Source organism: Streptomyces sp. LS-MS-L19, from assembly GCF_058382285.1.
Genome location: NZ_JBYCLL010000001.1, coordinates 548,086 through 562,622 on the forward strand (window position 1 = coordinate 548,086; position 14,537 = coordinate 562,622).

Annotated in this window: 11 protein-coding genes; 8 read left to right on the top strand and 3 right to left on the bottom strand. The window is 72.2% G+C overall.

From position 1 onward, the window contains the following. Positions 1-64: 64 nt before the first annotated feature. The 3 genes from AC2XR2_RS02420 to AC2XR2_RS02430 all read left to right on the top strand — a co-directional run bounded on the left by AC2XR2_RS02420 (position 65) and on the right by AC2XR2_RS02430 (position 2,989). Positions 65-694, top strand: a complete 630-nt coding sequence (locus tag AC2XR2_RS02420) for an alpha-ketoglutarate-dependent dioxygenase AlkB family protein (protein ID WP_491514089.1) — start codon at positions 65-67, stop codon at positions 692-694. Between the two features lie 266 nt (positions 695-960). Then, a complete protein-coding gene (locus tag AC2XR2_RS02425) occupies positions 961-1,707 on the top strand; it encodes an MBL fold metallo-hydrolase (RefSeq protein ID WP_449351466.1) in 747 nt (248 codons plus the stop codon). A gap of 40 nt (positions 1,708-1,747) precedes the next feature. After that, the gene (locus AC2XR2_RS02430; protein WP_381305177.1) at positions 1,748-2,989 is read left to right on the top strand and encodes a DUF4032 domain-containing protein; all 1,242 of its coding nucleotides are present in this window, start codon (positions 1,748-1,750) and stop codon (positions 2,987-2,989) included. A 1-nt stretch (position 2,990) separates the two neighbouring features. Here the strand turns inward: AC2XR2_RS02430 and AC2XR2_RS02435 are convergent, their stop codons facing one another. Next, entirely contained in the window at positions 2,991-3,863 is an 873-nt protein-coding gene (locus AC2XR2_RS02435) for a universal stress protein (protein WP_330269039.1), read from the bottom strand. 58 nt (positions 3,864-3,921) lie between these two features. Here AC2XR2_RS02435 and AC2XR2_RS02440 point away from each other — a divergent pair, with 58 nt between their 5' ends. The 5 genes from AC2XR2_RS02440 (at position 3,922) to AC2XR2_RS02460 (ending at position 10,960) form a co-directional block, all read left to right on the top strand. Beyond that, the gene (locus tag AC2XR2_RS02440) at positions 3,922-4,275 is read left to right on the top strand and encodes a VOC family protein (RefSeq protein WP_381305173.1); all 354 of its coding nucleotides are present in this window, start codon (positions 3,922-3,924) and stop codon (positions 4,273-4,275) included. Between the two features lie 120 nt (positions 4,276-4,395). Then, on the top strand, positions 4,396-6,072 hold the full coding sequence (locus AC2XR2_RS02445; RefSeq protein ID WP_491514090.1) for an NAD(P)/FAD-dependent oxidoreductase: 1,677 nt from the start codon (positions 4,396-4,398) through the stop codon (positions 6,070-6,072). Next, the gene (locus AC2XR2_RS02450) at positions 6,069-7,529 is read left to right on the top strand and encodes an ATP-binding protein (RefSeq protein ID WP_491514091.1); all 1,461 of its coding nucleotides are present in this window, start codon (positions 6,069-6,071) and stop codon (positions 7,527-7,529) included. Before AC2XR2_RS02445 ends, AC2XR2_RS02450 begins: the two co-directional genes overlap by 4 nt. Further along, the gene (locus tag AC2XR2_RS02455) at positions 7,526-7,879 is read left to right on the top strand and encodes a UBP-type zinc finger domain-containing protein (RefSeq protein WP_123758699.1); all 354 of its coding nucleotides are present in this window, start codon (positions 7,526-7,528) and stop codon (positions 7,877-7,879) included. The genes AC2XR2_RS02450 and AC2XR2_RS02455 overlap by 4 nt, the downstream gene beginning before the upstream one ends. A 138-nt stretch (positions 7,880-8,017) precedes the next feature. Continuing rightward, positions 8,018-10,960: a helix-turn-helix transcriptional regulator gene (locus tag AC2XR2_RS02460; RefSeq protein WP_491514092.1), complete on the top strand. Its 2,943-nt coding sequence runs from the start codon at positions 8,018-8,020 to the stop codon at positions 10,958-10,960. On the opposite strand, the gene AC2XR2_RS02465 is transcribed toward AC2XR2_RS02460, so the two are convergent. Together AC2XR2_RS02465 and AC2XR2_RS02470 are read right to left on the bottom strand one after the other, a co-directional pair. Further along, the gene (locus AC2XR2_RS02465; RefSeq protein WP_491514093.1) at positions 10,957-12,189 is read right to left on the bottom strand and encodes an SGNH/GDSL hydrolase family protein; all 1,233 of its coding nucleotides are present in this window, start codon (positions 12,187-12,189) and stop codon (positions 10,957-10,959) included. The genes AC2XR2_RS02460 and AC2XR2_RS02465 overlap by 4 nt on opposite strands. Continuing rightward, a complete protein-coding gene (locus AC2XR2_RS02470) occupies positions 12,186-14,528 on the bottom strand; it encodes a glycosyl hydrolase family 95 catalytic domain-containing protein (RefSeq protein ID WP_491514094.1) in 2,343 nt (780 codons plus the stop codon). Before AC2XR2_RS02470 ends, AC2XR2_RS02465 begins: the two co-directional genes overlap by 4 nt. Between the last annotated feature and the right edge of the window lie 9 nt (positions 14,529-14,537).

Consider the following 14,537-nt stretch of genomic DNA (forward strand, 5'->3'; position numbering starts at 1 on the left):
AGGGTCGAACACCTCAGCGGCTTTGATGGGAACAGACTTTCGAATGAGGAGTACGCTGGAATGCATGACCAGGCACCTCCAGGGCTCCCTCTTCGACCAGACCGACGAACTCGGACTCGGCCCCCTCGACGGGATCCGCCGTACCGTGCTCGGCCTCGGTGCCTGGATCGACGTGCTGCCCGGCTGGCTGGGCGGTTCCGACGCCCTGTTCGAACAGCTGGCCGCCGAGGTGCCGTGGCGTGCGGAGCGCCGGAAGATGTACGACCACGTCGTCGCCGTACCGCGGCTGCTGGCCTTCTACGGCATGGACGACGCCCTGCCCCACCCCGTGCTGACAGAGGCGCGGGACGCGCTTTCCGCGCACTACGCCGACGAGCTCGGCGAGCCGTTCACGACGGCCGGGCTGTGCTACTACCGCGACGGCCGGGACAGCGTCGCCTGGCACGGCGACCGGGGCGGGCGGGGCGCGAGCCACGACACCATGGTCGCGATCGTGTCCGTGGGCGCGCCGCGCGACCTCCTGCTGCGGCCCGCGCGCGGCGGCGGCGAGACGATACGGCGACCGCTCGGCCACGGCGACCTGATCGTCATGGGCGGCTCCTGCCAGCGCACCTGGGAGCACGCCGTACCGAAGACCACCCGCGCGACGGGTCCGCGCATCAGCATCCAGTTCCGCCCGCACGGCGTGCACTGAGGCCCGCACGGCGTGCGGTGAGAACCCCGCACGGCGTGCACAGCGGGCCCCGTACGGCGTGCACCGCGGCAGAGAGGCGGCTGCTTCGGGGCGCGCGGGGGCTGCCTCCGGCGGACGGTGCCGGAGGCAGCCTCGTCCCGCCGGGACCTGGAGGCGGAAGTCCAGGGGAAGTTGACCGCTGGAAGACCGGTACCCGCCGCTCCGGATCGCCTGAGCGTCTGCTTTGCTGGGGGCCGTCGGGCAGGAACTCAGCGGGCGGGGCGATCATGAGCGCGGGCGTGCAGCAAGTCGCGGACGGCACCTATCTGGTGCACGGCAGCAACACCAACTGGGTGATCCTCACCGAGGGAAGCTCCGCCACGCTCATCGACACCGGCTACCCGGGCGACCGGGAGCAGGTGCTCGCTTCCCTCGCCGAGGTGGGCAGTTCACCGGAGGCCGTCACGGCGGTGCTCATCACGCACGCCCACAACGACCACCTGGGCTCCGCCGAGTACCTGCGCGGCGCCTACGGCATGCCGGTCTACCTGCACGAGGCCGAAGTACCGCACGCGCGGCGGGAGTTCCTGCACCAGGTGTCCGTGGGGACGGTCCTGAAGAACGGCTGGCGGCCCGGTGTGCTGCCGTGGGCGGTGCACGCGATCCGCGTGGGCGGCACGGCCCATGTGCCGGTCGCCTCCCCGCAGCCGTTCCCGGCCGAGGGTGCCCTGGATCTGCCCGGCCGCCCGGTGCCCGTGCCCACCCCGGGCCACACCGACGGGCACTGCGCCTTCCACCTCCCCGAGCGCGGGGTGGTGATCTCCGGCGACGCCCTGGTGAGCGGTCACCCCACGTCCCGGGTGCGGGGCCCCCAGCTGCTGCCCGACATGTTCCACCACGAACGCGCGCGGGCCGTCGCCTCCCTGGACGTGCTCGCCGAGCTGGAGGGCGACGTCCTCGCCCCCGGGCACGGTCCGGTGCACCGCGGTCCAGTCCGTGAATCGGCACTTCAGGCCAGGGAGCGTGCCCTCTAAGGTGAGGTGACGATCACCGGCCGGCGAAGGACACCGCACCATGGCACTGCAGATCAGCGCGACGAACCCGGAGCATCCCGCGCTCCTGCTCGAACTGCCGTGGCACCTGCCGCTGGAGGAGTGGCCGGACGAGGTCCTGGTCCCGCTGCCGCGCGGCATCTCCCGGCACGTGGTGCGGTACGCCCGCGCCGGCGACGAGGTCATCGCCGTCAAGGAGCTCGCCGAGCGCCCGGCGCTGCGCGAGTACGAGCTGCTGCGCGACCTGGACCGGCTGGGCATCCCCGCCGTCGACCCGCTGGCCGTGGTCACCGGGCGCACCGACGACGAGGAGGCCCCGCTGGAGTCGGTGCTGGTCACCCGGCATCTGGGTGGCTCGATGCCGTACCGCTCGATGTTCGAGACGACCATGCGGCCGGCCACCATGCACCGCCTGATGGACGCCCTCGCGGTCCTCCTGGTCCGGCTGCACCTGGCCGGGTTCGCCTGGGGCGACTGCTCGCTGTCCAACACCCTGTTCCGGCGCGACGCGGGCGCCTACGCCGCCTACCTCGTGGACGCGGAGACCGGCGACCTGCATCCGCAGCTCAGCCCCGGGCAACGGGACTACGACCTCGACCTCGCCCGCGTCAACATCAGCGGTGAACTGCTCGACCTGGAGGCCTCGGGGGCGCTACACCCCTCCGTCGACGCGATCGAGTTCGGCATGGAGATCTGCTCGCGCTACGGCAAGCTGTGGGAGGAGCTGACCCGCCGGTCGGTGTATCCGGCGGGCAAGTACCACTTCATCGAGCGCCGGATCCGGCGGCTCAACGACCTCGGCTTCGACGTGGCCGAGATGCAGATCGAGCACGCCCCGAACGGCGACTCGGTCACGTTCGTGCCGAAGGTCGTGGACGCCGGTCACCACCAGCGCCAGCTGCTGCGCCTGACGGGCCTGGACACCGAGGAGAACCAGGCCCGGCGGCTGCTGAACGACCTGGAGAGCTGGATGGCCACCCAGGACGACTACGCCCCGGGCGACCCCCTCGGCGCCCGCCCTGAGGTGCTCGCCCACCGCTGGGTGCGGGACGTGTTCCGGCCCACGGTGCGGGCCGTGCCGCTGGAGATGCGCGGCTCGATGGACCCGGCCGAGATCTACCACGAGCTGCTGGAGCACCGCTGGTACCTGTCCGAGCGGGCCCAGCACGACATCGGGCTCGACACGGCCGTGGACGACTACATCAAGAACATCCTCCCCAAGGCCCGCGAGACGCTCCAGCCCACCCCCGCCACCGCGGAGTGACTCAGGTGTGCGGCACCACGGCCACCGGGCAGTCCGCGTGGTGCAGCACGCCGTAGGCGACCGAGCCGATCCGCGCTCCCACGGCGGTACGGCGGGCCCGGCGGCCGACGACCATCAGCTGGGCCCGCGCGGTCACCGACAGCAGCACCTGCCCCGCGCTGCCCATCTCCACGTGCTCGACCACCGGCACGTCGGGAAAGCGCTCCCGCCACGGCTGGAGCGCGGAGGCCAGGGCCTTCTTCTCGTACGGCTCCAGGCCCCCGGCCTCGTCGAGCAGCTTGAGCGAGCCGGGGCTGTAGGCGAACACCGGCGGCAGAGTCCAGGCCCGCACGGCGCGCACGGTGGCTCCCCGGGCGGCCGCCGTCTCGAAGGCGAACCGCAGGGTCTCGGCGCTGTCCTCCGGGGCGCCCTCCTGGCCCACGACGATCTCGCGGCCCGCGGCTTCCGCGGTGGCCTGGTCGCCGGCCCGGACGAGGACGACGGGCCGGGTCGCCTCGGCGATCACCTGCTGGCCGACCGAGCCCACCAGGAAGCCGACCACCGGCCCGTGCCCGCGGGAGCCCAGGACCAGCAGTTCGGAGTCGGCCGCGGCGGCGACCAGCACGTCGACGCTGCCGCCCTCCACCAGGTCGGTGTCCACCTCCAGGCCGGTGTGCCGCCCCGTCACGGTCCGGACGGCCTCGGTCATGGCGTCCCGCGCCCAGCCCGCCTGGGTGTCCCGGTCCCCGGCGTCGATCCCCTCGTAGGGCTGGAACCGCCAGGCGTGCACCACCCGCAGTCCCGTACCTCGCCGGACCGCCTCCCGGGCGGCCCAGCCCAGTGCGGCGAGGCTCTCCTCGGTTCCGTCGATGCCTGCGGTGATCGGGCGGGTCATGCGGTGGCCTCCCTTTATTGCGGTGACGTCACGGCCCAGTCTTCACTACGCTGCCGAAATGACCTTGGAATGGGAACAAGTCATCGTGGACTCCGCCGACCCCGCCGCCCTCGGGCGCTGGTGGGCCGAGGCGCTGGGCTGGGTGGTGGTCGAGGACTCCCCCGACGAGTTCGAGATCCGCCCCGAGAAGGACCGCATGCCCGGTCTGCTCTTCGTGCCGGTGCCGGAGGCCAAGAGCGTCAAGAACCGTCTGCATCTCGACTTCCGGCCCGACGACCACGAGGCCGAGGTCGCCCGCTTCCTGGCGCTGGGCGCACGGCACACGGACATCGGGCAGGGCGAGCAGTCGTGGACGACCCTGGTGGACCCCGAGGGCAACGAGTTCTGCGTGCTGGGCGAACGCCGAGGCTGACCCCGGCAGGGTCCGGCATAGCTGCGCGAAGCCGGGCGATCGAACATACGATGGGCGGGACCGGGCCGGTGACGACGGGGGGCGCCGTGCCCCGACCGACCGCCCGGGGTGGGGAGACGCATGGCACAGGCCGCCGAATCGGCGCGGACCGTCATCCTGACCGTGGACGACGACCCGGGGGTCTCCCGCGCCGTCGCCCGCGATCTGCGGCGGCGCTACGGCGAGTCGTACCGGATCGTGCGCGCGGAGTCCGGTGAGTCCGCGCTGGAGGCGCTGCGGGAGCTGAAGCTGCGCGGTGACCTCGTGGCGGTGATCCTGGCCGACTACCGCATGCCGCAGATGAACGGCATCGAGTTCCTCGAACAGGCCCTGGACGTGTATCCGGGGGCCCGGCGCGTGCTGCTGACCGCGTACGCGGACACCAACGCGGCGATCGACGCGATCAACGTCGTCGACCTCGACCACTACCTCCTCAAGCCCTGGGACCCACCGGAGGAGAAGCTCTACCCGGTCCTGGACGACCTGCTGGAGGCGTGGCGGTGCAGTGACTTCCGGCCGGTGCCCGCCACCAAGGTGGTCGGGCACCGCTGGTCGGCGCGGTCCTCGGACGTCCGGGAGTTCCTGGCCCGCAACCAGGTGCCCTACCGCTGGTACTCCACGGACGAACCCGAGGGGCAGCGGCTGCTGACCGCCGCGGGTGCGGACGGGCAACGGCTCCCGGTCGTGATCACTCCGGACGGCACCCCTCTGGTCGAGCCGGAGGCGCCCGACCTGGCCGCCCACGTGGGTCTCGCGACGACCCCGACCGCGGACTTCTACGACCTGGTCGTCATCGGCGGCGGTCCGGCCGGGCTCGGTGCCGCGGTGTACGGGGCCTCGGAGGGCCTGCGGACCGTGCTCGTGGAGCGGTCGGCGACCGGCGGGCAGGCCGGGCAGAGCTCGCGGATCGAGAACTACCTCGGCTTCCCCGACGGCGTGTCGGGCGCCCAGCTCACCGACCGGGCCCGGCGGCAGGCGACCAAGTTCGGCGCCGAGATCCTCACCGCCCGTGAGGTGGCGGGCCTGGAGGTCAACGGCGCGGCCCGCACGGTGCGCTTCTCGGACGGGTCGGCGGTGGCCGCGCACAGCGTGATCCTGGCGACCGGGGTGTCGTACCGGCAGCTGGAGGCGCCGGGCTGCACCGACCTGACCGGGTGCGGGGTGTACTACGGCTCGGCGCTGACCGAGGCCGCCGGGTGCCAGGGGCAGGACATCTACATCGTCGGCGGCGCCAACTCGGCCGGGCAGGCGGCGATGTACCTGTCCAGGGGCGCCAAGTCGGTGACGCTGCTGGTCCGGGGTCCTGACCTGTCCGCGTCGATGTCGCACTACCTCATCCAGCAGATCGAGGAAGCGCCCAACATCTCTGTCCGCGCGCGGACCGTCGTCGACGCCGCGCACGGCTCCGACCACCTGGAGCAGCTCACCCTGCGCGACGTCGACACCGGGGAGACCGAACTCGTCGACGCGCAGTGGATGTTCGTGTTCATCGGCGCGGCCCCGCTGACCGGCTGGCTGGACGGCACGGTGCTGCGGGACGAGCACGGGTTCATCCTGGCCGGGCCCGACCTCACCCCGGACGGGCGGCCGCCGGCGGACTGGGAGCTGGACCGGCCGCCGTACCACCTGGAGACCAACATTCCGGGCGTGTTCGTCGCGGGTGACGCGCGCGCCGAGTCCGCGAAGCGGGTCGCGTCCGCTGTCGGAGAAGGAGCCATGGCCGTGATGCTCGTCCACCGGTATCTGGAGCAGTCGTGAGCGGGCGGCTGATGCCGTGCAGCGCGGAGGAGATCAGTTCGCTGTTCCTCTTCGAGAAGCTCAGCGCCGAGCAGCTCGGCATGCTGTGCAGCGCGGGTCGGGTCGAACTCTTCGACCCCGGGCCGGTGTTCGCCGAAGGTGACCCGGCGACCTGCTTCTACGTGATGATCGAGGGCACGGTCGTCATGTCGCGCCGGGTGGGCAGCGACGACATCGAGGTGAGCCGCACGTCCCAGCCAGGGGTGTACGCGGGGGCCGTGCAGGCGTACCTGGGGGACGGTAAACCGCAGCGGTACGTCAACTCGCTGCGGGTGCCGGAGCCGACGCGGTTCTTCGTGCTGCCCGCCGAAGCGTTCGCGAACTTCATGCACGAGTGGTTCCCGATGGCGGTCCACCTCCTGGAGGGGCTCTTCCTCGGTTCGCAGACCTTTCAGCGGGCCGTCGGGCAGCGCGAACGGCTGCTCGCGCTGGGCTCGTTGTCCGCGGGTCTCACCCACGAGCTCAACAACCCGGCCGCGGCGGCCGTACGGGCCACGGCGACCCTGCGCGAGCGGGTCGGCAAGATGCGGCACAAGCTCGCCGTCATCGCCCAGGGCTCCTACAGCCCCGAGGTGATGGCGAACCTCATCGACATCCAGGAGCGCACAGCCGAACGGGTCGCCAAGGCACCCGCGTTGAGCCCGCTGGAGGCCTCCGACCGGGAGGACGTGCTCAGCGACTGGCTCGACGACCACGGCATCCAGGACGGCTGGCGGATCGCGCCGACCTTCGTGCAGGGCGGCCTCGACGAGGACTGGCTCGACCAGGTCGCGGCGACCGTGGGCGAGGAGATGCTGCCGAACGCGATCGGCTGGCTCAACTACACCGTCGAGACCGAGCTGTTGATGGACGAGATCAACGACTCCACGGCCCGGATCTCCCACCTCGTCGACGCCGCCAAGCAGTACTCCCAGCTGGACCGGGCGCCCTACCAGGTGGCCGACGTGCACGAACTCCTCGACAGCACCCTGCTGATGCTGTCCGGGAAGATCGGCCAGCAGATCAAGGTGGTCAAGGAGTACGACCGGAACCTGCCGAGGATCCCGGCCTACCCCGCCGAACTCAACCAGGTGTGGACCAACCTGATCGACAACGCGGTGCAGGCCATGAACAGCGCCGGCGGGGAAGGGACGTTGACCGTCCGGACCGCGCTGGAGCACGACCGGCTGCTGGTGGAGTTCCGGGACACCGGGCCCGGTGTCCCGGCGGACATCCGTGAGCGGATCTTCGACCCCTTCTTCACCACCAAGCCGGTCGGCGAGGGGACCGGGCTCGGGCTCGACATCTCCTGGCGGATCGTGGTCAACAAGCACCACGGGACGCTCCAGGTGGAGTCGTCGCCGGGCGACACCCGCTTCCAGGTGCTGCTTCCGCTGACCGCCGTGGACTCTGACGAGACGACCGAGGAGCCGGAGTGACCGACATCAAGGGGATCGACCCGAGCGTGCCGCCGAGCGGGGACGGGTGCGTGGAGTGCGACGCGGCGGGCGGGTGGTGGTTCCACCTGCGGCGGTGTGCGCAGTGCGGGCACGTGGGGTGTTGTGACTCCTCCCCCGGTCAGCACGCCAGCGGGCACTTCCGGGAGACGGGGCATCCGCTGGCGCGGAGCTTCGAGCCGGGTGAGGAGTGGTTCTGGAACTTCGAGACGAATGAGATGTTCGAGGCGGGGCCGGAGTTGGCCGCGCCGGTGAGTCATCCGGAGTCCCAGCCGGCGCCGGGGCCTGCGGGGCGGGTGCCGGCGGATTGGGCTCGGGTGCTTCGCCGGTGAGCTCGGGGCCGTCTGTCTGATGGCGGCTGCGGGCTGATTGTGGCTGGTCGCGCCCACGCGGCGGAGCCGCATATCGATACAGCCCCGCGCCCCTGGCCAGGTCGACCCGCTGTCAGTGCCAAGTGCCAGGATGTTCTTGTGTCGCAGATCTCCAGCAGTACGCCTCTCGTCGGGCGGGAAGACGAGCTTGCCTGGCTGTCCAGCGTGCTGGAGCGGGCCCGGGGCGGGGAAGCTCGGGCTGTGCTCGTCGCCGGGGATGCCGGGGTCGGGAAGACGCGGTTGCTGGACGAGGTCATAGGGCGGGCCGTTGCGGACGGGATGACCGTGCTCACCGGGCACTGTGTCGATCTCGGCGATGTCGGGTTGCCCTATCTGCCGTTCACCGAGGTGTTGGGGGCGGTCGCTCAGGACGAGCGGTTCGCCGGGGCGTTCGGGGCGTATCCGGTGGTGGAGCGGCTGCTGGGCGGGGGGTCTCCGGGGGACTCCGGCGACCGGCTCCGGTTGTTCGAGGGGGTCGCCGGGCTGCTCGCCGATCTGGCGGACATCGCCCCTTTGCTGCTCGTGCTCGAGGACCTGCACTGGGCCGATCAGTCGTCGCGGGATCTGCTGCGGTTCCTGCTCAGCCGGGGCATCCTCCAGCGGTCCGCGGGCGGGGCCCCGACGCATCGGCTTGCGGTGCTCGCCTCCTACCGGGCCGACGATCTGCACCGGCGCCATCCGTTGCGGCCGCTGCTCGCCGAGCTGGTGCGGCTGCCCGCCGTGGAGCGGCTGGAACTGCGGCCCATGCCCGATGCCGAGGTGGCCCGGCTTGTGCGGGCCCTGCGGGAAGGGCCGCTGCCGGAGACCACCGTGCGACGCATCGTCGAGCGGGCGGAGGGCAACGCCTTCTACGCCGAGGAGCTGCTCGCCGCCACCGGGAGCGGGGACGGCGGTGTGCCCAGCGGGCTGGCGGACGTGCTGCTGATCCGCTTCGAGCAGCTGTCCGACACCGCTCAGCAGGTGCTGCGCACCGCCGCAGTGGCCGGCCGGCGCGTCGAGCACGACCTGCTGCGGGATGCCGTAGGACTGCCCGAGGAGGAGTTGGAGGCGGCTCTGCGGGAGGCCATCGGGCGGCAGTTGCTGGTGCCGGGTGCGGGGGACACCTACGCGTTCCGGCACGCCCTGGCCCGGGAGGCCGTGTACGCCGATCTGCTGCCGGGTGAACGGGCGCGGCTGCACGGGGCGTTCGCCCGGCTGCTGGACGGGCGTGGACCCCGGGGCGAGAGCGCGGCGGAGCGGGCCCACCATTACCGGGAGAGCCACGATCTGGCGCCCGCGCTCGCCGCCTCGCTGGAGGCCGCGGACCACGCCCAGCGGGTGGGGGCGCCCGCCGAGGAGCTACGGCATCTGGAGGCGGCCCTGGATCTGTGGTCGGCGGTGGAGCCGTCCGCGCAGCCGCAGGGCGAGGGGCTCGACCGGGTGCGGTTGATGCTGCGGGCCTCGGCGGCGGCCGCGCACACCGGTGAACTGCACCGGGCCGTCTCCCTCACACGGGCCGCGCTGGCCGGTGTCGGCCAGGAGGCGGACTCCGAACTCGCCGCCCGGGTGCGCTACACCCTCGCCGGGAACCTGATGACCGTCGACAACCTCACCACGGCCTTCGCCTACAGCAGCGAGGCGCTCGACATGATCCCCGCGGATCCCCCGTCCCGTACCTGGGTGTGGGCGGCTGCGACCCATGCGCTGGCGGCCCGCCACGTCGGCGAGAACGAGACGGCCCTGCGGGTCGCGCGACAGGCCCTGGACAGGGCGGAGGAGCTGGGTGTCACCGACGCCCAGGCGGACCTGCTGATCTCCCTGGCGGTCGTCGAGGGCGACGGAAGACGCTCGGTGGCGGGCCGGGAGCGGTTGCGGCAGGCACGGGAGCTGGCCCGCAGTTCGGGCAACGCGCCGGTGGAGATGCGCGCCCTGTTCAACCTCGCCATCGGCACCTACGAGGCCGGGCACCTGGAGGAGTGTCTGCCGTGGATCACGGAGGGACTGGACCGCGCCCGCAGGGCCGGACTGTTGTCGTCACCGTATCCGATGGAGATGCGCTATCTCCATCTGCTGGTGCTGTACACACTGGGCCGCTGGGACGAGTGTCTGCAGGCGGCGAGCACCGATGCCGAGGTGCTGCCCGGGGCCGGTGGGTACCGGCTCGGGCCCGCGTTCTATGTGGCGCTCGCGCGGGGTGACTTCAGGGCCGCCGACCGGGCCCGGTCGCTGCTGGAGGGGCCGTTCGACTGGATGGCCGCGCTCGTCGCGGGCGTCGCGCTGACCGAGGCGGCGGCCCTGCAAGGTGACGCGGAGGCGGCCGTGGAGCGGATGCGGTCCACGGTCACGCTGCTCACCGACGACGCGGGCACGCGTCCCCACGTCACCGTCCGGCTGGCCGCGCTCGCGCTGTCCGCGGTGGCCGACCGGGCCGGCGAACTGCGTCTCAAGGGAGACCAGGCAGGAGCGCGGCGGTGGGCGGAGACCGCGACCGAGCTGCTGGAGCCGGCCAGGGCCCTCGCCGTGCACGGCGGAGTGCCGCAGGGGCCGGAGGGGCAGGCGTGGTTGGCGCGGGCCGAGGCGGAGTGGGTCCGGGCCGTGTCGGGGCCGGACGTGGAGGCGTGGGCGAAGGCGGTCGCCGCGTTCGACTTCGGTGACGTGTACGAACCGGCCCGCTGCCGGCTGCGGTACGCCGAGGCCCTGCTCGCGGCCGACCGGCGCGAGGAGGCGGCGGCCGAGGCACGGGCCGCTCGCGAGGTGTTCGCGCGTCTGGGCGCCAAGGTGCTGCTGGAGCGGGTGGACGAGCTGATCCGGCGCGGCCGTCTCGCCGAGGCCGCGCCCACCGGGGCCTCACCGCTGACGGCCCGTGAGCAGGACGTGCTGCGGCTGCTCGCCCGGGGGCGCAGCAACCGGCAGATCGGCGAGGAGCTGTTCATCACCGGCAAGACGGCCAGCGTGCATGTCTCCAACATCCTCGCCAAGCTGGGCGCGGCGAGCCGCACCGAGGCCGTGGCCGTCGCCTACCGGGAGCGGCTGATCACCCCGGAGACGACGGCGCGGGACTAACGGCGCGCGCATTCCAGGGAGTCGAGGTCGACGGCGTCCGCCATCGCCTGCATCCCCTTGTCGTTGGGGTGGATGTGGTCCCCGCCGTCGAGGAACGGAAGCATCCGTTCGGGGTCGTAGGGGCTGCGCAGGGCGCGGTCGAAGTCGGTGACCCCGTCGAACTCCTCACGGTGGCCGCGGATGAAGTCGTTCACCTGCTGCCGTACGGCCTCGGCGGCCGGGTCCCACTCCGACCAGCCCTTGAAGGGGGCGATGGTGGAGATCACCACGCACTTGCCGGCGTCGTGGGCCCGGTCGACGATCTGGCGGTAGCCGCCGATCAGGTCCTGTGCGGTGACGCCGGTGTGGGCCTTGAGGTCGTTGACGCCCTCGAAGAGGAACACGGTGCGGACGCCCGGCTGGGACAGTACGTCCCGGTCGAGCCGGTTCAGGGCGCTGGGTCCGGCGCCGTCGGCGAGCACCTTGTTGCCGGAGATCCCTTCGTCGGCCACGCCCTTGACGGTGCTGTGCGTTTTCTGGAGGCGGCGGGCGAGGTAGTCGGGCCAGCGGCGGTTCTGGTCGCTGGTGGACTGCCAGCCGTCGGTGATGGAGTCGCCGAGCGCGACCACGGCACCGGTGGCGCCGGCCGTGCGCACCGAGACGGCGTCGAGGTAGAACCACGACCCGATGCTCTCGGTCCAGTGGGCACCGCTCTCCTCGGCGGTGTGGTCGCCCTGGGTGGCGTACGACGTCTGCATGGCCATCCAGTGTCCGGTGACCGGGCCCGCCGCGTCCGGGGTGTGGAGGCTGACGACCAGGTTCGCGCCGGCGGCCAGCCTGCCCGGCAGCGGGTCGCTGTACACGGTGGCGCCGGGTTCCACGACCGTGGACGTCGAGCCGTCGAAGGTGAGTTGACGGTTGCTGCCGTGTACCAGGTCGGGGCCCTTGAGCTGAAGGCCCGCGTAGACGCTGTCGAAGGTCACCGGGCGGTCGCCGAAGGCGTTGGAGAGCCGAATGCGGGGGTCGCGGCCGCCGACACTGGTGTGCACGACCATGCGGTAGCCGCGGTCGGCGGTCGAGTCGCCGATGCGGTAGGCGCTGGAGCCCCAGGTGATCACCCCGTCGGGCGGGCCGACGGCGGCGGGTGCGGGGGTGGCCTGGAGCGCGGCGGCCACGACGGTGACGGCGAGCAGACGGGCACCTCGGGCGGTCCGATACCTCGTCGCGCCTCGGGCGGTCCGGCGCCTCATCGGTCGAAGCCCTTCAGGGTGACGGCGGTGCCCGGCTTCAGTGTCACCGTGCGGGTGCTGCCCGCGTGGGCGACGGTCGTGGTGCGGCCGCCGACGCTGCGGATCCGTGCTTCGGTCGGTGTGCCGTCCCGCCAGCGCAGGTCCACGACGAACCCGCCGCGGGCGTTCGCTCCCGTGAGGGAGCCGGCGGCGGCCCAGGCGTCGGGCAGGGCGGGCAGGAGTTCCAGGTGTCCTGGGCGGGAGTGGAGCAGCATCTCGATCATCGCTGCGGGGGTACCCAGATTCGCGTCGATCTGAAAGATTCCGCGGCCCTTTTCCACCTCGTAGATGTCGAAGAGGTTGAAGGCGGTGCCGTTGCTGCCGCCGCTGGAGGGGCGGAGGTTGTTGGCCACCAACTGGTAGGCCCTGTCCGCGTCCTTCAGCCGGGCCCAGCACGACGCACGCCAGGCGTTGGCCCAGCCGAAGCTCTCCATGCCGCGGGCGGTGAGCAGGGCGGTGGCGCCCTCGACCAGGTCGGCCGGGGTGGAGCCGTCGGGGCGGATGCGGTCGCCCGGGAAGAGTCCGACGAGCGGGGAGAGGTGGCGGTGGGTGGTCTCGCCGAGGTTGTCGGGGGACATCCACTCCTCCAGCCAGCCGGTGGTGGGGCTGACCTGGGGGAGGTAGAGCCGCTTGCGGAGGCCGGCGACCGTGGCGGCGAACTCCGTGTCCTTCTTCAGCTCGGCCGCGGCCGTGCAGTAGTTGCCGAACAGGGTCCACACGAGTTCCTGGGCGTAGGTGATGCCCTTGGCGTCGAGGGGGCCGTGCTCGGGCGACCAGTCGCTGTCGGCGACCAGGACCTCCCGTGAGGTGCCGGGGAGGGTCATGGTCAGCAGCCGTACCTCCCAGAACTCGCAGGCGCCCTTCAGGAGCGGGTAGATGCGTTCCAGGTGGGCCCGCGAGGCGGTGAACTCGTAGTGCTCGTAGAGGGAGTTGCACAGCCAGGCGTTGCCCGCCGGGTGCCACCACCAGCCGCCTCCGCCGAAGGGGTTCGTGGAGATGGCGACCGTCCAGCCGGCGTTCTTGCCGGTCGAGTTGCGGTAGCGGTTGCGGGAGTCGTTGAAGAGCCTGCGGGTGAGGTCGGTCCAGGACGGGAGTTGGGCGACGCAGTAGTCGGTGAGTGCGTCGAAGCAGTCGGACAGCCCGGTGCGGTCGGCCGCCCAGTAGTTCATCTGGATGTTGATGTCGGTGTGGTAGTCGCCCATCCAGTCGGGGTCGTTGCCGTCGAGCCACAGGCCCTGGAGGTTGAGAGGGAGGCTGCCGCGTGATCCCGCGATCATGAGGTAGCGGCCGAACTGGAGGTACTGGGCCTCCAGTTCGGGGTCGGGCACACCGTCCCGGGCACGCGCCCGCAGGCGCTCCCAGGTGTCCAGGGCACGCTGATCGGGGGTGGAGGTGCCGAGGGAGACACCGAGCCGCCCGTACAGGGCGTGGTGGTCGGCCGTGTGGGTGCGGAGCAGGGTGGCCGCCGAGTGCCGGGCGGCCGACCGGACCTTGGTGCGGGCGAGTTGCTCGGGGACGGAGGTCGGATCGCGGAAACCGGCGGCCGCGTCGGGCGCGTAGTCGGTGCCGCCGCTCAGCACCACGGTCAGGTCCCGGCACCCGGCGAAGGTGATGTCCGCGCCGTTCACCCGGATGCGGCCGCCGCTGCCGTACGCGGTGATCGCGGCGCCGTATCGCAGCCCGTTCGGGAGGGTGGCCCCGAAGGAGACCGCGGGCTGTTCGCCGTGCGTGCCCTCCAGCGTGACGGTGCCGGTGTAGTGGCCTCCCCCGCTCTGGGTGAAGTGCAGGACGATGACGTCGTCGGGGTGGCTGGCGAAGATATCCCGTCGGTAGGTCACGCCCGAGCGGACGTACGACGTGGTGTTCACGCCCCGGTCGAGGTCGAGGGTGCGGCGGTAGCCGGAGACGGTGGACAGGTCGTGGTCGGGGAGGTCGACGGTGAGCCGGGCCAGCAGGGTGAAGGAGCCGAAGTCCTGGCGGCCGTAGGGGAACTGACCGTCGGCGTCGAGGGTGTCGTTGCGGCCGCCGGTCCACATCGTGGCGTCGGTGACGAGGAGGAGTTCGCGGCCGGGGTCGTTGCTGGTGAGGGCGCCGAGGCGGCCGTTGCCGACGGGCAGGCCCTGTTCGATCATCGAGTGCTCGTCGGCGGGGGCCTGCCACCAGAGCCGGTGGCGCGGGTCGGCTTCGAGGGCGGGTGCGTCGGTGGGCCGCTGGGGTGCCGCGGTCGCGGTGAAGGTGGGCAGGGCGGCGAGCGCTGCGGTCAGCGCGAGGACACCGCGTCTGGAGGGGGTGGAGGTCATGGCGGCTCC

Coding starts and splice junctions, on each gene's coding strand:
- AC2XR2_RS02435 (WP_330269039.1), bottom strand. CDS start 3,863: ATGACCCGCCCGATCACCGCAGGCATCGACGGAACCGAGGAGAGCCTC.
- AC2XR2_RS02425 (WP_449351466.1), top strand. CDS start 961: ATGAGCGCGGGCGTGCAGCAAGTCGCGGACGGCACCTATCTGGTGCAC.
- AC2XR2_RS02420 (WP_491514089.1), top strand. CDS start 65: ATGACCAGGCACCTCCAGGGCTCCCTCTTCGACCAGACCGACGAACTC.
- AC2XR2_RS02465 (WP_491514093.1), bottom strand. CDS start 12,189: ATGAGGCGCCGGACCGCCCGAGGCGCGACGAGGTATCGGACCGCCCGA.
- AC2XR2_RS02430 (WP_381305177.1), top strand. CDS start 1,748: ATGGCACTGCAGATCAGCGCGACGAACCCGGAGCATCCCGCGCTCCTG.
- AC2XR2_RS02470 (WP_491514094.1), bottom strand. CDS start 14,528: ATGACCTCCACCCCCTCCAGACGCGGTGTCCTCGCGCTGACCGCAGCG.
- AC2XR2_RS02445 (WP_491514090.1), top strand. CDS start 4,396: ATGGCACAGGCCGCCGAATCGGCGCGGACCGTCATCCTGACCGTGGAC.
- AC2XR2_RS02440 (WP_381305173.1), top strand. CDS start 3,922: ATGACCTTGGAATGGGAACAAGTCATCGTGGACTCCGCCGACCCCGCC.